An 18,942-nucleotide genomic window follows, 5' to 3' on the forward strand; every position below is an offset into this window, starting at 1 on the left:
ATTTTTCTGCAAGTCAGAGTGCCACAGTTTGTTTTTTTATCAACTGGTAAAATTTTCGATGAGCCAAAAAATATCGGCCAATTCTGAGGAATGGCCGACATGCTGTTGATTTATATTACGAATGAGGCTTGCCTAGTTTTTCCCCATCTCGGTCAGATGCCCCGATTTGATCCAGACACGCGCCCCATCTGGACCCGCTTTGGCATCCAGTTGCCCGCCCGGCGGAAGGCGTAGCCAGTCCCAGCGGCCAAAGGTTTCATCCCCATCCTGATAGCTTCCTTCCAGCACAAACAGCTCAGCGCCGCCCTCGGCCGTGAAGGAGACTTCCAGCCCGGGGGCCCAGTTCACCAAACACACATCCTCGTGCGGATCGGAGTAAAGCGGCAGGTGCGGATCCTGCGCCTCAGTGGTGTCGACATGAACAGTCTGGCGGTCTTCGGGATCGAACTGGTGCAGTTTCACCAGGATCATCGCGCCATCTGCGGCCGCTGGCGCGTGGCGGGACGTGGGCGGGTTGCGCACGTAGGAGCCAACCGGGAAGTCCCCCGTTTCGTCCTGAAATACGCCGTCCAGCACGAGGTATTCCTCGCCGCCGTCATGGGTATGCGCGGAAAAGGACGAGCCCGGCGCAAAGCGCACGATAGTCGTGGCGCGGGCAACTTCCTCGCCGATCCGGTCAAGCATCTTCCGCTCGACCCCGGCAGCCGGGCTTTGCACCCAGGGAATATCGTCAAAATGAACCGCGACACGCTGTGAAAAATCGGCATTGATCCGCATCTGTGACTCCCCTCATCTGTCGGGGACAGATCTGGGGTATCCCGGGGGAATTTCCAACCGAATTCACCAAATTGTGTGTCGGCGGGCCAAAAACCAAAGGCATCTGGCCCGGCAGAGAGATCAGTTCGAAAGAACCGCAGTGGCTTCGATCTCGACCTTGGCTTCATCCTCGACCAGCGCCGAGACCACAACCATCGTCATGGCTGGGAAGTGATAGCCCATCACGTCACGGTAGGCTTTGCCCACTTCGGCCTGATGCGCCATATATTCCGCCTTGTCGGTGACATACCATGTCAGCCGGGTGATATCGCTGGCCGCGCCGCCCGCGGTCTCGACCACATCGAGGATATTGCGCAGCGCCTGGCTCATCTGACCGATAAAGTCTTTGGCCTCAAAGACCTGATCTGCGGTCCAGCCGATCTGCCCGCCAACGAACAGCAGTTTGCCCTCGGCGACCATGCCATTGGCATAGCCCTTGGCCGGCTTCCAGCCTTCGGGGTGCACATTGATTGCGGGCATTGCCTGTCTCCTCAATTCGGTTCTGTTTGCAGTGCTGCTGGCAATATCCGCCAGCGCGCAAAGTATTTCAAGCTTAAAATTTCATACCTGAAGCGATTTGCATAACAGGCGGCTTCCGTGCAGCGCCCTGCGGCGCTGATACCAGGGGCCAAAGAAAAACCGCGCACCCAAAGGAGATGCGCGGTAGAATTCAATCTGCAAAGCGGCTGGCAGTTACATGCCAAGCGCTTCTTTATACATGTCCAGCACCGCCTCTTCTTCGGCGATGTCGTCCTTGTCCCGCTTGCGCAGGGCGATAACTTTGCGCATGACCTTGGTGTCATAGCCGCGCGCCTTGGCTTCGGCCATCACCTCTTTTTGCTGTTCGGCGATGTCCTTCTTTTCTGCGTCCAGACGTTCGAAACGTTCGATGAACTGGCGCAGTTCCCCGGCGGTCACCCGGTAGTTTTCACTCTTTTCGTCTTCGGTCAGATCCATGTGCGGCTCCGTCAGCAAGGCATGTCATTGCGGTCGATAAAAGGGGATAGCGGTCCGGCCTGATCACCGCAAGCCGGGAAAGCCCGTCATTGTGCCTTCGGGCGATGTTTTGCGCGCTGCGCGGGCCCCTGATACCTGTCTCAGCCTGCAAGCATCTTGCATCCACAAGGCCAATCCGCTACCCGCAGCAGCATGCAAACCGCAGGAGACTGGCATGTTTGAAATCCTTGTCTGGGTGGGCGCGGCCCTGTCCGTGGGCGGTCTCTTGGGGCTGGTCTGGTGCATCCTGCGCGTCGCAAAGGCGCGGCGACAGAAACTGGACGACGAGGCGCTGCGCGCCGTGGTGCAATCCGTGCTACCGCTGAACCTTGGCGCTTTGCTGCTGTCGGTGATCGGGCTGATGCTGGTCATGGTCGGAATTTTCCTGTCCTGACCCCTGCCCTGCGCGCACTCCAAGGCCCCCTGCAATAGAACCTGCAAAACGCCTGAAGCGGACCCTACCAAGGATCCGCTTTTTCGTTGCTTACAAGTTTTGAAATGACCGCTCCGCGTGGTGGCAGCTCAGACCGGCATATTGTCGAACTGATCTTCCACCGCTTCTTCTTCCAGCTTGGCCTTGACCCGGCGCAGGGTGCCCGGAATGGCCGAGCCCGAAGCGCGCAGCCGGGTCAGCGCGCTGAAGAATTCATCCACCAGCCGTTCACGTGCCGGCCCCGATGCGGTGCGAATCTGTTTTTCAAGATGCTGCGCATTCTGCAGCAAAACTGCGTCTGTCATGTTTCATCCTCCCTGTCGTGCGGAACATTCTGGCAGGGGTTTGAAACAGAAATACAGCAAAACTCCTTGATTTGAGTCATCATCGGCGGAGGTTGGCGCAATATCGGGCAAATTGCACAGCAGACAGGCAATATATCGGCCAAAATACCGGCAAAAACAGCAGTCCCGGATAGATGTTTTGCGCCCCTACAGGACCCGGTTCTGGACGCGATTGAGCCAGATCAACACCGCCCTGCCACCGGGACAGCTAAGTTAACCACACGCGAAGGGTTGAAACACATTCTGATTTCAACATATGTATAGTGAAACGCAAGGGAGAGCCCCATCATGAATCCTATCGTCAAAGCCTTCTTCGACGAAGCGACCAATACTGTTTCCTATGTTGTCCGCGATCCCAACGGCAGCGCCTGTGCCATTATCGATTCGGTTCTGGATTTCGATCATGCGGCAGGCCGGACCGACACCAGCTCGGCGGATGAAATCATCGACTGGATCACCGCGGAAGGTTTGAAAACCGAGTGGATCCTGGAAAGCCACGTGCACGCCGACCACCTGTCGGCCGCGCCCTATCTGCAAGAGCGCCTGGGCGGCAAGATCGGCATCGGTGAGAACATCACCATCGTCCAGGATACCTTCGGCAAGGTCTTCAACGAAGGCACCGAATTCCAGCGCGACGGCAGCCAGTTCGATCAGCTGTTCAAGGAAGGTGATACCTTCATGATCGGCCAGCTGCGGGGCGAAGTGCTGCACACCCCCGGTCACACACCGGCCTGCCTGACCTATGTTATCGGCGATGCCGCCTTTGTCGGCGATACGCTGTTCATGCCCGATTTCGGCACCGCACGCTGCGACTTCCCCGGCGGCTCGTCCGAAACGCTGTTCAACTCGATCCAGAAGATTCTGGCCCTGCCCGATGAAACCCGCATTTTCGTCGGCCACGACTACAAGGCGCCGGGCCGGGACGAATACGCTTGGGAAACCACGGTCGGAGAGCAGAAAGCGCTGAACATTCACATTGGTCAGGGCAAAAGCGTCGAAGACTTCGTGTCGATGCGCGATGCCCGCGACGCGACGCTGGGCATGCCCCGGCTGATCCTGCCGTCGCTGCAGGTCAATATGCGCGCAGGCCAGATGCCCGAGCCGGACGATCAGGGCGATGTCTTCCTGAAGATCCCGGTCAACAAGATCTAACACCAGAACCCCGGTTGCAGCGCCGCGCCCCTGTTGGCCCGGCGCTGCAGCTTCAAAACACGCGCTGTCAGCACGAATATCCGCAGCGCAAAGACCAAGGAAACGCGAACAATGGAAACAGACTGGATCTGGGGCCTCGTCGGAGGCGGTATTATCGGCCTCGGCGGTGCCGTCTACCTTTTGGGCAATGGCCGGATCATGGGCGCCAGTGGTATTTTTGGCGGGCTCATCGATGGCAGCGGCTGGAACACCCTGTGGGAACGGCTGGCTTTTCTGGTCGGCGTGATCGTCACCCCGCTGATCCTCTGGCCGATCTATAACGTTGAGATCGACACCCATATGACCACCAATGTTGGTGTGATCATTGCGGCCGGCCTTCTGGTTGGCGTCGGAACCCGTATCGCAAATGGCTGCACCTCCGGCCACGGGGTATGCGGAATTTCCCGCCTGTCCCTGCGCGGCATCGTTGCCACCGTTTTCTACATTCTGGCCGGTGGTCTGACCCTGGCCATTTTCCGTCACGTTCTGGGGCTGATCTGATGCGTATTCTTCTTTCTCTTATCGCAGGCAGCCTGTTTGGCGGCGGACTTTTCATTTCCGGCATGACCGACACCACCAAGGTGCAGGGCTGGCTTGATGTCTTTGGCAACTGGGACCCGACCCTGGCCTTCGTGATGGGCGGCGCCGTTATTCCGATGTTCTTTGCCTGGCGTCTGACCCATGGCCGCAAACCGCTGGTGGGCGGCGATTTCCCGACCCTTCCGCGTCCGGAACTGGATCACCGGCTGATCACCGGTTCGGTTCTGTTCGGCATGGGCTGGGGCCTGGCCGGTCTGTGCCCGGGTCCGGCACTCGCGTCTTTGACCTACAACGGCTGGGGTGGGCTGATTTTCCTTGCTGCCATGTCGGCCGGTATGCTGGCTTCGGCGCCGATCGGCGTGCAACTGGACCGGATGGCCGCAAAGGCGTAAAGGATTGCCCATGCAAGCTCGTGACATAACGCCCCGCTACGCCGTCTCGCCGCAAATTTCGGTCGAAGACATTCCCGCAATCGCCGAAGCCGGCTTCAAACTGGTGATCTGCAACCGCCCCGATTCTGAGGTTCAGCCGAGCCATCAGGCCGCTGCCATCCGCGCCGCGGCCGAGGCTGCCGGGCTGCGCTTTGAAGAATTGCCGCTGACGCATCAGACCATGACGCCGGAAAACGTCGCGCGCCAGCGCGAGCTTTTCGAAGGCGCCGAAGGTCAGGTGCTGGCCTATTGCGCATCGGGCACCCGCTCTTCGGTAGTCTGGGCGCTGGGTCAGGCGCAGGAGATGTCCACCGACGAGATCCTCGCCAAAACAGCGGCGGCGGGTTACGCGCTGGATGGTTTGCGTCCTGCGCTTGAGGCTGCGGGCAAGTCCTGAGCCGACGCGAGACAGATCAAAGAATTATTTCCCACCCCCAACTATTAAGACCATCACTCACAACACTCAAAGACCTCAGCCCTACGGCTGGGGTCTTTTTCATTGCTCTGACATCGAGGGGCGAACTGCGGATCATGCCCCCCCCCTCTGGCATTTGCGAGGAGTGCCCCCAAATAGCAAAACCCGGCATCTAAACATGCCGGGCTCGTGTTTCGCTCATCCTGTTGCGAACGGGTCGGGAGGCCGCAGTTCAGCTGCGCCTGCCGTGATCGCCTTGTCAGCCAGAGCCAAGTCCAGCCAGTTTGGATATTTCCGCCGCAGCATCATCCGGGTTGAACTCATCCATCCCGGTGTCCGGCAACGCGGGCAAATCGCCTCCGAGGCCACCGCCCAGATCCCCGCCGAAGTTGCCGCCAAGATCTCCTCCTCCAAGGGCCGCCGCAAAATCGTTCTCCAGGTCCGCACCCAGATCTCCCCCCATATCGGAGCCGAGGTCACCACCAAGGTTGTTCATATCGCCCAGACCGCCGGTATCGAAATCACCACCCAGACCGGAACCGAGACCACCGCCGCCCATGCCGCTGTCCAGGGGGTCCTGCAGATCCTCGGCTGCAATGCCAAGATCAAGCGTGGGCATTTCGTCAGCGGCGGCAGGCATGGCGTCAGCCCCGACACCATCTGCAAACCCGGCTTGATCCGCTTCCATGTCATTCACCAGCTTGGTGCGCGGCTGATTGAGGCGAACCGCGCGCGCTCCATTCAACTGCCCAAGGCGCCCTTGAGCGATCGACTGACCGCTAACCGCCTGAAGATCCGTTTCATAAAGGAATGCCTGATCCAGCGGCAGCAGATCGCCAGTCTTCAATCCGGAAAATTCGTTGAGCGGCACCCGCATCTTGCAAAGAACGGCGGACAATTCGGCCCGCATGGCCCCAAGGTTGCGCCCAAGCGACGGACCGGAGCCGCCCCCCTTGCCCAGTTCCTCGGGCGTGGGTTCGGGCAGGATCAGGTTCAATTCGCCCTGCATGGCGCCGATGGCCAGATCAACAGTAAGGGTCAGAACGCGATAATCGTCGGCTTCAAGCCCCAGGGCCAGACTGCGCAGGTCCTCGACTTGGGCGCCAAACTGATAGCCAGAGAAGATGGCCTGGTCGGATTGGCCTTCCAACATCACGACCACCTTTTTCAAGGCGCTTTCGAGGAAGTCGGCCGTCATCGCAGCATCGGTCGGTGTGTAATGCCGCTCTGTAGGGGTTTTCCCCATGACCTGACCAATGGTCTGCTTCTGGATCAGAGCAGTGACGAGGGCGGCGTCCATTGTCGCAGCGCCAAGACGGCCATCAGGGCCATCCAGAACAACCAACAGATGCTTGTCAGACAGCATCTCGGGCAGTTCATCCGACGCACGGTTCACCTGGCGTGCAGCCAGAACCGCAAGCGGCAGTTCGCACAGCTCGGCTGCTGCCCGCGCAAGCGACCGCCGCAGCGCCTTGAGCGTCAGCGAACTGCTGAATGCTCCCGACCCCTCTTTGGTTGCCGCCAGCTTGCGGGCAAGAACCCCTGGCTTGCTTCCTGTCGAATCCTGTGTCGTCGTGTCAGACATACGTCGTGAACCTGAACCCTTAGCGCCTGTTGTCTCTGTTTTAGACTACGGAGGGTTACCAAGATCTTTATTTCTGGGCTTTATGCGGCTTTTTCACGGATACCGGAAAGGGTTACCCGGAAGGCGCCGCCAGAGGCGCCTGCAAGATAGGAAATATCGCCATCCAGGCGCTGCACAATCTCGCGGCAGATCGCCAGTCCCAGTCCGGCTCCGCCAGCCCGCTCCGGGCTAACCCTCGAAAACTTCTCGAAAATCATCTGCTGGAACTCGGGCGGAATGCCGCTGCCGTTGTCGATGAAATCGATCAGCACCTGCGAGCCCTCACGGGACACGTGGATGCTCAGCTCCGGATGTTCCGCATCGCAGTATTTCTGGGCATTGGCGATCAGGTTGATAAAGACCTGCGCCAGCCGGTCCAGATCCGATGAAATCTTAATATCTTCACTTGCAGGATCCCGCAGCACCCGCATTGGGGTATCAAATCCCGCTACGGCTGTGGAAACCGCATGATCCAGCACCTCTTTCAGCGTGCCACGGGTCATGTTGAGGCTGACCTGACCGCTTTCCAGCACGCTGAGATCCAGCAGATCGTTCAGCAGGCGCGTTAGCCGCAACGCCTCGTCATGGATGATGGTCGCATATCGGGCCTTACCCTCCTGCGCCAGGGTATCATCGTCCCGCAGGATTTCGGAAAAGGCCCGGATCGAGGTCATCGGCGTGCGCAATTCGTGGCTGACCTGGCTGAGGAAAGCATCCTTCTGGCGCGAAATCTGCGTTAGTTTTTCGTTGGTTTCCCGCAGCTTGCGCGCCGTCCTGGACAATTCGGCAGACTGCATTTCCAAACGGTTCGAATATTCCAGCATCTGCGCCGTCTCATCCGCCACCGCCAAAAGATCCTCAACCGAAACGGAAGAGCCACCAACGATCTGACCGATCATAGCGTGCGCTGCGGCCGCCCCGATCGACGCGCTGAGTTCGCGTTCCAGCCGTTCAAGGAACACCGGCGTCGGCTCTGGAAGGCTGCCCCGACCGCCCTGCCGGGCCAGTTCGCGCTGGAAGAATGCCTGTGCCTCGGTGGCGCCCAGAATCCTTTGCGACATCACCATCAGGTCTTCGCTCTGCGCCACCGAGCCGGTCCAGCCGCGCGGGCCGGATGAATGATCGAAGACATTGACGAATTGCGCGCCCTGCAGCCGCTCCATCGGGCTCGGGAAACTGGCCAGCGACACGATGCAGAACACCACGGCATTGAGCCCAATGGACCAAAGGACGGCATGCACCGTGGGGTCGAGCGCCTCTATCCCGAAAAGGGCGTGCGGGCGCAGCCATGACAGGCCGAACAGACCTTCGGCGAGCACCGCATCGGGTAGAACACCGCCGCCGAGGGTCGGCAGCAGCATGGTATAGGCCCAGATGCCAAAGCCGACGGTCAGCCCTGCCAGGGCGCCGCTACGGGTGGCGCCGCGCCAGAACAAGCCGCCCACCAGCGCCGGCAGCATCTGCGCCACCCCGGCAAAGGAAATCAGGCCGATCGCCGCCAGCGCGGCGCCGCCACCGGACAGCGTGTAATAGAAGTACCCCAGCGCCATGATCACCGCGATGGTCACACGGCGGGTAAACAGCACCACATCACGCACATCGCCCGAGACCGAGGCCCCCGCCGCGCCCTGCAGCCGCAGCCAGATCGGCATCACGATATGGTTCGACACCATGGTCGACAGGGCCATAGCCGCGACGATCACCATCGAGGTTGCCGAGGAAAAACCGCCAAGGAAAGACAGCATCGCAAGGTTCTGCTGCCCCTGATGCAGCGGCAGCGTCAGAACGAAAAGATCCGGGTTCGCCCCCGTCGGCAGCAGCTCAAGCCCGATGGCGGCGATGGGCACCACGAACATCGACATGAGCAGCAGGTAGGTCGGAAATGCCCAGGCCGCTATGCGCAGATGACGCTCGTCCTCGTTTTCGACGACCATGACCTGAAACATGCGCGGCAGGCAAACAAAGGCGGCAGCGGCAAGGAAGGTAATGGTGGCCCAGCGGCCCCCGTCCACCTGCCACTGGCCAATACGCGAGGCATCAATCCGCGCAAAGGTCTCGGGCAGCCCGCCAGCGATGCCCCAGACCACGAAGATCCCCACTGCCAGCAGGGCGACCAGCTTGACCACCGCCTCCAGCGCAATCGCCGTCACCACCCCGTGGTGGCGCTCGTTGGCATTGAGGTTACGGGTGCCGAACAGGATAGCAAAGACGGCAAGGCCCGCCGAGACCCAGAATACCGTCTTGGTCTCGTTATATCCGCGCAGGTGGTCAGCCTCGGCGAAGATTGAAAAAGACAGGGTAATGGACTGCAATTGCAGTGAAATATATGGCGTCACCCCGATAACGGCCAAGATGGTCACGCCGATGGCCAGCGTATTGGACTTGCCATAGCGCGCCGATAGAAGGTCGGCGATGGAGGTGACGCGCTGACTGCGCCCGACCCGCACCAGTTTGCGCAACCCCCACCACCAGCCCAGCATGACCAGCGTCGGCCCCAGATAGATGGTGATGAATTCCAGCCCCGACCGCGCTGCGTATCCCACCGCGCCATAAAAGGTCCAGGCGGTGCAATAGATCGACAGTGACAGCGTATAGGTCAGCGGCGAGCGCATCCAGGCGGCACTGCGCCCCCGACTGGCCATCCGGTCCGCAAGAAAGGCCACAAGAAATAGCAGCGCAACATAGGTAAAACAGACCAGGACCAGAACATTGAGAGAGGCCATCAGTCGCGCGGAGCCTCTGCGCTGCCCTGCTCTGTCCCAGAACCAACCGCCGCGTCCGGTGCCTGATAGGGCTCAGCTTCGGAATGCCCGCCTGCGGTCCAGTGTTCGGCCCAGCGGCGCACCGCTTCTCCAAAGGCAAGGCTGACCGCGATCAGGATCGCCCAGACCACAAAGATATAGATGATGGCCGAGGACATCGCCATGCCCCCATGGCTGCCCGGCGCAGGATAGGGATCGGGGTCGGGCCACATCAAAGGCATCAGGAACAGCAAGGCGCCCAGGATGGGCAACAGCCGGGCAATATCCATCAGGCGGCGGCGGCGATAGGTGCGCCGCTCGACAAAGGGAGCAGAGATCTCATCCTGCCGCCCGGCCCCATCGCCCCGGATCATGATCGCCCCCGGTCAGGGCGGCAGCCAAGGCTGCCTCCTGTTGAGGGCCAAATCCGACCGCTCGGGGTCATCCCTGGCTGGCCTGAGCGTGCAGGTCCCGCACGGCCGTCAGAACCTCGGAGTTGGAAAAGGGCTTGGTCATGAACCGGGTCACGCCAGCGCGTTCGGCCATTTCCCGGTCCTTCATCTGGCCGCGGGCGGTCAGCATCAGAACCGGCAAGGAGGCAAACCCGTCGACCTCACGCAGCTCGCGGATGATCTCAAGCCCGCTTTTGCCCGGCAGCATCAGGTCCAGAATCACCAGATCCGGTTGGGCCTCGCGTATCACCTCGACAGCGCCGGTCCCATCGGCGTAGGCATCAACCTGCCAGCCATCGCGCGTCAGAAGAAAGCGGATCGCCTCAGTGATATTCGGTTCATCCTCGATCAGAATTACGTGTCTGCTCATTGGCAGAAGGTCCTCCCAGCGCCGCTCCCCGGACCCATAGCGGTCCCGGCGCACATGCCCGTTTCACGTTAGAGTAGCCGCGCAGCCCCGCAGCTGTCAAAACTCTTCCTTCAGTATCGACGGCTCGCGGCGGGCCGGACATCCCCGGCGCGGGCAGATCCGGCAGCTGGCGCCCACAGGTTGCGCGCCTTCCGGCACTTCGCTTTGCGGCAGAATCAGCATCACCGCGTGATAGAGTGGATCGCTGTCGAAATCCGGTGTCACATGATCCCATGCCACTGCCAAACATTTAAACGCCAGCGCCGAGCGCCCCTGCTGCACCACGTTGCGGCGTACCGGCACGTGCGGGCGCGCCAACGCGGTATAAATCGGCCAGAGCGGGCATGAGGCGCCAAAACGCGGCAGGGCAAATCCGGTCACCGGTTTGCGCACCAGGATCGAGCCTGAGGCATCGCAGATCACCAGCCCGGCCTCCTGCCCCAGCACTTCAAAAGGCAGCAGACCGATACGGCGCAGCACCGTGGGCAGGTCACAGCCGAACTGTTCCGCCAGCACCCCGGGGCGAATACCTCCCTTGTCCAGTGCCACCCGCAATGGCTCCAGCGGCAGCGCAGCGGCATCGCGCTGATATTGCTCCAGTGCGCTGCGGGCGATCAGCCTTGCTGCATCGCTGACCAGTTCCGGCGCGCCAGAAACCAATTCCTCCGGGCTGCCGCTGCCGGTTTCCAAATCCGGGAAATGATAGCCTTGGGCGAGGAAAAAAGCCTCCGCCTCTTCATGCGGCACTCCGCGCCGGTCTGCGCCCGTATTGCTTTCGTCAAGAAAACTCACCAAGGCGCGGCTACTTTCGGCCAGCCGCAGGGAATCCTCGTTCAGGTTCTTGTGGAACCGGTCGCTCCACTCCGGCTCCAGCTCATTGGTTTCGGCCAGGATCGACGCGGTCGAGCGGATCGCCGCAGCGGTCGACAGGACCTCGTGCAGCGAAGCGGCCAGATGCGGATCGTGTGTCAGCCGGTCCGACAGGGTCTGCACCGTCCGCTCCAGTGTGGCGATGCGGCGGTGACTGGTGGCCAGCACCTCGGCCCAGCCGGGGAACCGGCCCGCGAACTCATCCGCCCGGTCCAGCTCGGCCACGGGCACGCCGCTATCTGCTGCTGCTTCGCGCAGGCTGGCGATCAGCGCCGCTTCGGCGCCCTCGCTCAACATCGAAGGTTCAACCCCCAGAACCTGCGCGATCCCGACCAGCAGTTTGCCGCCGATTCTGCGCCTGTTGTGTTCGATCAGATTGAGATACGAGGCCGAAATACCAGCCGCGCGGGCAAGTTCCGCCTGACGCATCCCGAGGATGAGCCGCCGTTCGCGGATTCTGCTGCCGGTCAGAGTGTCACGTGCCATTTTACAGGTCTTTCCCAAAAGGCCGCTATTTCAAGGGCTTTCCGCGGCGCGGCATAAGTTTCTTTACAGAATGCCGTGGAATACTGTTCATTTATTTACAGAATAAGCCTGCTTTACAAGGGATTTATTGCGCGATTTTACAAGCTGCCCTCATACTGATTTTGCACGAAAACCGTGCCGACGCCGAGCGGAAGTGAGGAGCTGCTAGGCGTTAAAATCTTAAGGGAGGATTACATGTCCAAATCTGATGTCTCGCGTCGCGGGGTACTGAAGTCCGGTGCCATGATGGGCGCTGGCGTTGCGCTTCCGACGATCTTCACTGCGTCGTCCGCAGCCGCTTACACCAACGAGCCGACCGGCAGCACCGTCACCCTCGGCTTCAACGTGCCGCAGACCGGCCCCTACGCCGATGAGGGCGCAGACGAGCTGCGCGCATACCAGCTGGCAGTCGAGCACCTGAACGGTGGCGGCGACGGCGGCATGATGAACACCTTCAGCTCGAAGGCGCTGAAAGGGAACGGCATCCTGGGCAAGGAAGTCAAATTCGTCACCGGTGACACCCAGACCAAATCCGACGCGGCCCGTGCATCGGCCAAGTCGATGATCGAAAAAGACGGCGCGGTGATGATCACCGGCGGCTCGTCCTCGGGCGTGGCCATCGCGGTTCAGGGCCTATGCCAGGAAGCCGGCGTGATCTTTATGGCGGGTCTGACCCACTCCAACGACACCACCGGTAAAGACAAGAAAGCCAACGGCTTCCGTCACTTCTTTAACGGTTACATGTCGGGTGCCGCCCTGGCGCCGGTGCTGAAGAACCTCTATGGCACCGACCGTAACGCCTATCACCTGACCGCCGACTACACCTGGGGCTGGACCCAGGAAGAATCGATCGCAGCCGCGACCGAGGCCCTGGGCTGGAACACCGTGAACAAGGTACGCACGCCGCTGGCCGCGACCGACTTCTCGTCCTATATCGCCCCGGTTCTGAACTCCGGCGCCGACGTTCTGGTTCTGAACCACTATGGCGGCAACATGGTGAACTCGCTGACCAACGCGGTTCAGTTCGGCCTGCGCGACAAGATCGTCAACGGCAAGCAGTTCGAAATCGTCGTTCCGCTCTACTCCCGCCTGATGGCGAAAGGCGCCGGCGAAAACGTGAAGGGCATTCACGGTTCCACCAACTGGCACTGGTCGCTGCAGGACGATGCATCGAAAGCCTTCGTGCAGTCCTTCGGCACCAAATACGGCTTCCCGCCCAGCCAGGCGGCGCATACCGTTTACTGCCAGACCCTGCTTTATGCAGATGCATGTGAGCGCGCGGGCACCTTCAACCCCTGCGGTGTGGCCGAGGCTCTGGAAGGCTTCGAATTTGACGGTTTGGGCAACGGCAAGACGCTGTATCGCGCCGAAGATCACCAGTGCTTCAAAGACGTTCTGGTTGTGCGCGGGAAAGAGAACCCGACCTCCGAGTTCGACCTCTTGGAAGTTGTCGAGGTCACCCCGGCCGCTCAGGTTACCTATCCGCCGGATCACCCGATGTTTGCAGGCGGTGCCCTTGGCACCTGCAACCCGGGCGCCTGATCCGAGTGAAAAGCCGGGCGCGTCTTGCGCCCGGCCCCTTTCAGAAACGTCCGTCCATTCATCTGCCATGCGGAGCGCCTCCGCACAGAACGCCGGGGCACGTCCCGCGAACGGTCGGACTCTATCACTTCCATACTGAAGAACCCGAAGGTGGGGACTATGGACGCAATCCTATTGCAAATCTTGAACGGGCTGGACAAAGGCTCGGCCTATGCGCTGATCGCGCTGGGTTTGACACTCATTTTCGGCACGCTGGGCGTTGTGAACTTCGCCCACGGCGCATTGTTCATGATCGGCGCCTTCTGCGCCGTGACCCTGCAGCGCATTCTGAACCTCAGCTTTGAGACCGTCGACGAAAGCCAGAAAGACTTTCTTGGCAACCCGCTGAAGGTCAAAACGCCCTATGTTGAATCCTGGTTCGGCCCCGAGGTGGGCGGCGCGATCATCGACTGGGCGGTGCCGCTGGCGATCCTGTTTGCGATCCCGATCATGATCTTCGTCGGCTACGTGATGGAACGTGGGCTGATCAAGCATTTCTACAAGCGCGAACATGCGGACCAGATCCTCGTGACCTTTGGCCTGGCCATCGTGCTGCAGGAAATCGTCAAGTATTTCTATGGCGCGAACCCGATCCAAACCCCGGCCCCCGAGGCACTTAACGGCGTTGTGAATCTCGGCGCGGTCATCGGCATGGACATCGTCTATCCGGTCTGGCGCGTGGTCTACTTCTTCTTTGCGGTGGTGATCATCGGTGGCATCTTCAGCTTCCTTCAATTCACCACCTTCGGCATGGTTGTGCGCGCCGGGATGGCAGACAGGGAAACCGTCGGCCTTCTGGGCATCAACATCGACCGCCGCTTTACCATCATGTTTGGTATTGCCGCTGCGGTCGCGGGACTTGCCGGTGTGATGTACACGCCGATCAACTCTCCCAACTACCACATGGGCATGGACTTCCTGGTTCTCAGCTTCGTGGTTGTGGTTGTGGGCGGCATGGGCTCCCTGCCCGGCGCCGTTCTGGCCGGCTTCCTTCTGGGGGTTCTCGAAAGCTTTGCTTCGATGAATGAAATCAAATCCATTCTCCCCGGCATCGACCAGATCATCATCTATGTGGTCGCGATCATCATTCTGCTCACCCGCCCGCGGGGCCTGATGGGCCGCAAAGGCGTGATGGAGGACTAAGCACATGTTCGGACTGGACAAAAAAGACACTCGAATGCTGCTGCTGGTCGCCATCCTGGCCCTGTGCGCACCATTCATCCTGAACCCCTTCCCGGCAGACAGCGCCATGGCGCAGTTCAACGCGGGCTATCCTGACCTGATGCAGCGTTTCGTGATCTTCGGGATCTTCGCAATCGGGTTCAACATTCTCTTCGGCCTCACCGGCTACCTCTCCTTTGGCCACGCGGCTTTTCTGGGGGTGGGCTCCTACTCGGCGGTCTGGATGTTCAAGCTGCTCAGCATGAACGTCGTCCCGGCCATCATCCTGTCGGTGATCATAGCGGGGCTGTTCGCGCTGCTGATCGGATTTGTGTCCCTGCGCCGCTCGGGCATCTACTTCTCGATCCTGACGCTGGCCTTTGCGCAGATGTCGTTCAACCTGGCCTATTCGGTGCTGACGCCGATCACCAACGGTGAAACCGGCCTGCAGCTGACGCTGGAAGACCCCCGCGTTCTGGGTGTCTCTGCCACCGCAGACGGCTCAATCCCCGTGACAAACTTCTTCGGGATGGAGATGCGCTCGACCTTTGAAATGGCGGTGGGTCCCTGGGCCTTCCAGTTCAACGCGGGCTACTACCTGTGCGCGCTCGTTATGCTGGCCTCCTTCTATCTGGCGATCCGCATCTTCCGCTCGCCCTTTGGCATGATGCTGCGGGCGGTGAAATCGAACCAGCAACGGATGAACTACACTGGCCTCAACACCCGCCCCTACACCCTGGCTGCCTTTGTGATCTCGGGCATGTACGCCGGCCTTGCTGGTGGCCTGATGGCTTCGATGGACCCGCTGGCAGGCGCCGAGCGCATGCAGTGGACCGCCTCGGGTGAGGTGGTTCTGATGACCATCCTCGGCGGTGCCGGCACGCTGATCGGTCCGGTTCTGGGCGCGGGCTTCATCAAATACTTCGAAAACATCTTTTCGAAGATCAACGACAACGTTCTGCACAGCTGGTTCAGCTTTATGCCCGACGGGATCGAAGACTTCATGGTCTTCATCGTCCACCCCTTCATCGGCAAAGGCTGGCACCTGACGCTGGGCATCCTGTTCATGCTGGTGGTGATCTTCCTGCCCGGTGGCCTCGTCGAAGGCGGGCAGCGCATTGCAGGCTGGTTCAAAGGGCGCAAGTCCAAGGACAGCTCGGCCAGCAAAAAAACCGAACCTGCGGAATAAGGAGACAGGATCAATGGGTATCCTCGAAGTCAAAAACGTGGGCAAACGGTTCGGCGGCCTTCAGGCGCTGTCGGATGTGAACCTCAGCGTCAAGGAAAACTCCGTTCACGCCATCATCGGCCCGAACGGGGCGGGCAAATCCACCCTACTGAACTGTCTGGTGGGCAAGCTGATCCCAGACACCGGATCGGTCATGTTCGACGGTCAGTCGGTGCTGGGCCGGGCGCCTTATGAGATCAACCAGATGGGCATTTCCCGCGTATTCCAGACGCCCGAGATCTTTGGCGATCTCACCGTATTGGAAAACATGCTGATCCCCTGCTTTGCCAAACGGGACGGGGCGTTCGAGTTGAACGCCATCGCCTCGGTCGCCAAGCAGAAGGATGTGCTGGAAAAGGCCGAGCAGATGCTGGTGGAAATGAACATGGCGGACAAGCGGCACATGCATGCCGCCGCCATGTCGCGCGGCGACAAACGGCGTCTTGAGATCGGCATGTGCCTGTCTCAGGAACCCCGCCTCTTGCTGCTGGATGAACCCACCGCCGGCATGGCACGGGCCGACACCAACAACACCATCGATCTCTTGAAACAGATCTCGGACGAGCGCGACATCACCATCGCAATCATCGAACACGACATGCATGTGGTGTTCAGCCTAGCCAACCGGATCACGGTTCTGGCGCAGGGCACGCCGCTGGTCGAAGACGATCCGCAGAACATCCGTGGCAACCCCAAGGTGCGCGAAGCGTACTTGGGCGAAAGCGCATAAGGAGAAACAGAGATGAACGTCAAACCGGATTTCTCCAAGAACGCCAATCAGGCGACAACGGCTCCGGCCTTCCTGTCAGTCTGGGACATGCACGCCTATTACGGCGAAAGCTACATCGTGCAGGGTATCAACTTTAACGTCCACGAAGGCGAGATCCTTGCCCTGCTGGGCCGCAACGGCGCGGGCAAGACATCCACCCTGCGGTCTATCGCCCGCACCGGCAGCCCGATGGTCACCCAGGGCGAGATCTGGCTGGACCACCAGCCGCTGCACAAGATGGAAAGCCATGAAGCGGCCGCCGCCGGTCTGGGTCTGGTGCCCGAGGACCGGCGCATCATCCCCGGCCTGACGGTCGAGGAAAACCTGCAACTGGCACAGATCGCCCCGCCCATCGGCTGGTCCATCGAGCGCCTTTACGATCTGTTCCCGCGCCTTGGTGAACGGCGCAAGCAGGAAGGCGTGACCCTTTCGGGGGGTGAGCAGCAGATGCTCGCCATTGCCCGCGCGCTGGCCCGGGACATCAAGGTGCTGCTGCTGGATGAACCCTATGAAGGCCTCGCGCCGGTCATCGTGGACGAGATCGAAAAGACTCTCATCCACATCAAGGAACAGGGCATGACCACGATTCTGGTGGAACAGAACGCGGTGCGCGCGCTGGAACTTGCCGACCGGGCGGTCATTCTGGACACCGGCGGGATCGTCTTTGACGGCACCGCCTCCGAGGTTCTGGAAAACGCCGAGCTGCGCGCCGAATATCTGGCGATCTGATCTCAATTCTCCCCGTCGCACTGGTGTTGTGACTGGTGCGGTTACCTCAAGACCGGTTCCCTTCGGAGCCGGTCTTTTTTGCGTCGGAGCAGGGAAATAGCGCAAAAACCTGCATAAACCAGGGTTATACGCGCCCGGTTTAGCCTCCGCATCCATCCCACGATCTATTCCAGATCCGCCCTGCCCGCTCCGATATGTCCACCACGGCCCGCATGGCGTGCCGCAGTCACATCAGACTGTCACATCAAGGAGACTTATCATGTTCAAACCTTCTGCCCGCATCCTGGCCCTCGCCCTTGTCCTGCCTCTGTCGCTGCCCGTCGCGGCGCTGGCCTCGGATGGCAAGCCCAGCGCCGAAGTCGAAGCGCAGATCCGCGCCACACTGACCGAACAGGGCTATGAGGTGCGCAAGATCGAATCCGAAGACGGCATGTACGAGGCCTACGCCCTGAAAGACGGCAAAAAGCTGGAGATCTATCTGAACGACAAGATGGAAATCATCCGCGTCAAGGAAGACTGATACCAGCCCGGGCGGAGCCGGGATGCACGTACCGCTCCGCCCGACCAAATGCCGCATCCATTCGATTGGGAGACCCTCATGCAACGTCACTATGTCTGGGATCCGCTGATCCGTCTGTTTCACTGGTCACTTGTCATTCTGTTCGCCGCAAATGCGCTGCTGACCGATCCGGACGAACGGATTCACGAGGTATTGGGGTACGTGATCGTTGGCCTGATCGGGGTGCGCATACTCTGGGGGGTGATTGGCAGCCGTTATGCCCGGTTTTCCAGTTTCCCTCCCAGTTTCTCGGGCGCTGTCGGGCAGCTGACGGATATTGCCACTGGGCGGGTGCGTCCGCACCGGGGCCATACGCCGCTTGGCGCCCTGATGATCTACAACCTGCTGCTGACGATCCTTGGCATCGGTCTCACCGGCTATCTGATGACCACCGACATGTTCTGGGGCATCGAATGGCCCGAAGAGCTGCACGAAGCACTGGTCACCTGGGCCGAAATCTCGGTCGTGCTGCATATCGCTGCGGTGATCTATGAAAGCCGCCGCACAAGGGTCAATCTGGCGCGTTCCATGGTCTCGGGGTACAAGGACCTACCGACGAGTCCCCCGGAGACCCAACAGTGACCAACAGCAGATTTGACCCGGCCCAACCCTCCGTTCTGATCGCCCTGATCGTCGTGCAGTCCATCTGCGCGGCGATCTTTCTGGGTGATATCATTGCCGATCTTCTGATGCCCGGCGCGATGAATACTGAAGGGCGGCACGCGGCGATCGAAGCGATTGCCACCTTCGGCCTGATCGCCGCCATCGTGGTCGAAGTCCGTATCCTGATGTGGCTCTTGCGGCGCAAGGCGCATCTGGAGCAAAGCCTGAAGAGCGCGCAGGGCGCCATTCAGGAAGTCATCGATACCGAATTTTCCGCCTGGAACCTGACCCCGGCAGAGCGGGATGTGGCGACCTTTCTAGTCAAGGGGCTGAGCACTGGCGAAATCGCCCAGATGCGCGGCAGCGCCGAAGGCACCGTCAAGGCGCAACTCAATGCCATCTACCGCAAATCCGGCAGCGGCAACCGCGCCGAGTTGATGAGCCTCCTGATCGACACGCTGATGGGTCACGGCAAGGACACCGCCCCGGAACCGCTGGCCAAATCGGGCTGACCAGCGCATCAGG

The 18,942-nt window shown here is 60.5% G+C and carries 22 protein-coding genes; 13 read left to right on the plus strand and 9 right to left on the minus strand.

Going from position 1 to position 18,942, the window contains the following annotated elements:
* Positions 1-132: 132 nt before the first annotated feature.
* From JL2886_RS02240 to JL2886_RS02250, 3 genes are all read right to left on the minus strand, one after another.
* Positions 133-777, minus strand: coding sequence for a cupin domain-containing protein (locus JL2886_RS02240; RefSeq protein WP_065270529.1), 645 nt, complete (start codon positions 775-777; stop codon positions 133-135).
* 120 nt (positions 778-897) lie between these two features.
* A complete protein-coding gene (locus JL2886_RS02245; protein ID WP_065270530.1) occupies positions 898-1,296 on the minus strand; it encodes a RidA family protein in 399 nt (132 codons plus the stop codon).
* Positions 1,297-1,509: 213 nt separating this feature from the next.
* Positions 1,510-1,773 carry a DUF2312 domain-containing protein gene (locus JL2886_RS02250; RefSeq protein WP_065270531.1) on the minus strand — a complete coding sequence of 88 codons (264 nt, stop codon included), beginning with the start codon at positions 1,771-1,773 and terminating at the stop codon, positions 1,510-1,512.
* A gap of 214 nt (positions 1,774-1,987) precedes the next feature.
* Between JL2886_RS02250 and JL2886_RS02255 the strand changes: the two genes are divergently transcribed.
* A complete protein-coding gene (locus tag JL2886_RS02255; protein WP_065270532.1) occupies positions 1,988-2,206 on the plus strand; it encodes a hypothetical protein in 219 nt (72 codons plus the stop codon).
* 128 nt (positions 2,207-2,334) lie between these two features.
* Here the strand turns inward: JL2886_RS02255 and JL2886_RS02260 are convergent, their stop codons facing one another.
* Entirely contained in the window at positions 2,335-2,550 is a 216-nt protein-coding gene (locus tag JL2886_RS02260; RefSeq protein WP_065270533.1) for a hypothetical protein, read from the minus strand.
* Positions 2,551-2,877: 327 nt separating this feature from the next.
* On the opposite strand from JL2886_RS02260, the gene JL2886_RS02265 reads away from it, so the two are divergent.
* From JL2886_RS02265 to JL2886_RS02280, 4 genes are all read left to right on the plus strand, one after another.
* Complete coding sequence (locus tag JL2886_RS02265) at positions 2,878-3,741, plus strand: MBL fold metallo-hydrolase (RefSeq protein WP_082995971.1); 864 nt, start codon at positions 2,878-2,880, stop codon at positions 3,739-3,741.
* A gap of 111 nt (positions 3,742-3,852) precedes the next feature.
* Positions 3,853-4,281, plus strand: a complete 429-nt coding sequence (locus JL2886_RS02270) for a YeeE/YedE family protein (RefSeq protein WP_065270535.1) — start codon at positions 3,853-3,855, stop codon at positions 4,279-4,281.
* Entirely contained in the window at positions 4,281-4,712 is a 432-nt protein-coding gene (locus JL2886_RS02275) for a DUF6691 family protein (protein WP_065270536.1), read from the plus strand. The genes JL2886_RS02270 and JL2886_RS02275 overlap by 1 nt, the downstream gene beginning before the upstream one ends.
* 10 nt (positions 4,713-4,722) lie before the next feature.
* Positions 4,723-5,148: a TIGR01244 family sulfur transferase gene (locus tag JL2886_RS02280; protein ID WP_065270537.1), complete on the plus strand. Its 426-nt coding sequence runs from the start codon at positions 4,723-4,725 to the stop codon at positions 5,146-5,148.
* 277 nt (positions 5,149-5,425) lie between these two features.
* Here the strand turns inward: JL2886_RS02280 and JL2886_RS02285 are convergent, their stop codons facing one another.
* The 5 genes from JL2886_RS02285 to JL2886_RS02305 form a co-directional block, all read right to left on the minus strand.
* On the minus strand, positions 5,426-6,751 hold the full coding sequence (locus tag JL2886_RS02285) for a FliM/FliN family flagellar motor switch protein (protein ID WP_065270538.1): 1,326 nt from the start codon (positions 6,749-6,751) through the stop codon (positions 5,426-5,428).
* A gap of 80 nt (positions 6,752-6,831) precedes the next feature.
* Positions 6,832-9,513, minus strand: a complete 2,682-nt coding sequence (locus tag JL2886_RS02290) for a sensor histidine kinase (RefSeq protein ID WP_065270539.1) — start codon at positions 9,511-9,513, stop codon at positions 6,832-6,834.
* Positions 9,513-9,905: a hypothetical protein gene (locus JL2886_RS02295; RefSeq protein WP_065270540.1), complete on the minus strand. Its 393-nt coding sequence runs from the start codon at positions 9,903-9,905 to the stop codon at positions 9,513-9,515. Before JL2886_RS02295 ends, JL2886_RS02290 begins: the two co-directional genes overlap by 1 nt.
* Before the next feature lie 67 nt (positions 9,906-9,972).
* Positions 9,973-10,353: a response regulator transcription factor gene (locus JL2886_RS02300; RefSeq protein WP_065270541.1), complete on the minus strand. Its 381-nt coding sequence runs from the start codon at positions 10,351-10,353 to the stop codon at positions 9,973-9,975.
* A 96-nt stretch (positions 10,354-10,449) separates the two neighbouring features.
* Positions 10,450-11,748 carry a helix-turn-helix domain-containing protein gene (locus JL2886_RS02305; RefSeq protein WP_065270542.1) on the minus strand — a complete coding sequence of 433 codons (1,299 nt, stop codon included), beginning with the start codon at positions 11,746-11,748 and terminating at the stop codon, positions 10,450-10,452.
* Between the two features lie 234 nt (positions 11,749-11,982).
* On the opposite strand from JL2886_RS02305, the gene JL2886_RS02310 reads away from it, so the two are divergent.
* The 8 genes from JL2886_RS02310 to JL2886_RS02345 all read left to right on the plus strand — a co-directional run bounded on the left by JL2886_RS02310 (position 11,983) and on the right by JL2886_RS02345 (position 18,929).
* Positions 11,983-13,329, plus strand: coding sequence for a substrate-binding protein (locus tag JL2886_RS02310; protein ID WP_065270543.1), 1,347 nt, complete (start codon positions 11,983-11,985; stop codon positions 13,327-13,329).
* A 159-nt stretch (positions 13,330-13,488) separates the two neighbouring features.
* Positions 13,489-14,511 carry a branched-chain amino acid ABC transporter permease gene (locus JL2886_RS02315; protein ID WP_065270544.1) on the plus strand — a complete coding sequence of 341 codons (1,023 nt, stop codon included), beginning with the start codon at positions 13,489-13,491 and terminating at the stop codon, positions 14,509-14,511.
* Between the two features lie 4 nt (positions 14,512-14,515).
* Positions 14,516-15,718, plus strand: coding sequence for a branched-chain amino acid ABC transporter permease (locus JL2886_RS02320; RefSeq protein ID WP_065270545.1), 1,203 nt, complete (start codon positions 14,516-14,518; stop codon positions 15,716-15,718).
* 13 nt (positions 15,719-15,731) lie between these two features.
* Positions 15,732-16,487 carry an ABC transporter ATP-binding protein gene (locus tag JL2886_RS02325; RefSeq protein ID WP_065270546.1) on the plus strand — a complete coding sequence of 252 codons (756 nt, stop codon included), beginning with the start codon at positions 15,732-15,734 and terminating at the stop codon, positions 16,485-16,487.
* A gap of 12 nt (positions 16,488-16,499) precedes the next feature.
* Positions 16,500-17,255, plus strand: coding sequence for an ABC transporter ATP-binding protein (locus JL2886_RS02330; RefSeq protein ID WP_065270547.1), 756 nt, complete (start codon positions 16,500-16,502; stop codon positions 17,253-17,255).
* 259 nt (positions 17,256-17,514) lie between these two features.
* On the plus strand, positions 17,515-17,775 hold the full coding sequence (locus JL2886_RS02335; protein ID WP_065270548.1) for a PepSY domain-containing protein: 261 nt from the start codon (positions 17,515-17,517) through the stop codon (positions 17,773-17,775).
* 78 nt (positions 17,776-17,853) lie between these two features.
* The gene (locus tag JL2886_RS02340; RefSeq protein ID WP_065270549.1) at positions 17,854-18,396 is read left to right on the plus strand and encodes a cytochrome b/b6 domain-containing protein; all 543 of its coding nucleotides are present in this window, start codon (positions 17,854-17,856) and stop codon (positions 18,394-18,396) included.
* Positions 18,393-18,929: a helix-turn-helix transcriptional regulator gene (locus tag JL2886_RS02345; RefSeq protein WP_065270550.1), complete on the plus strand. Its 537-nt coding sequence runs from the start codon at positions 18,393-18,395 to the stop codon at positions 18,927-18,929. Before JL2886_RS02340 ends, JL2886_RS02345 begins: the two co-directional genes overlap by 4 nt.
* Positions 18,930-18,942: the final 13 nt, after the last annotated feature.

The sequence above is a fragment of the Phaeobacter gallaeciensis genome, assembly GCF_001678945.1.
GTDB classification, from domain to species: Bacteria; Pseudomonadota; Alphaproteobacteria; order Rhodobacterales; family Rhodobacteraceae; genus Phycobacter; species Phycobacter gallaeciensis_A.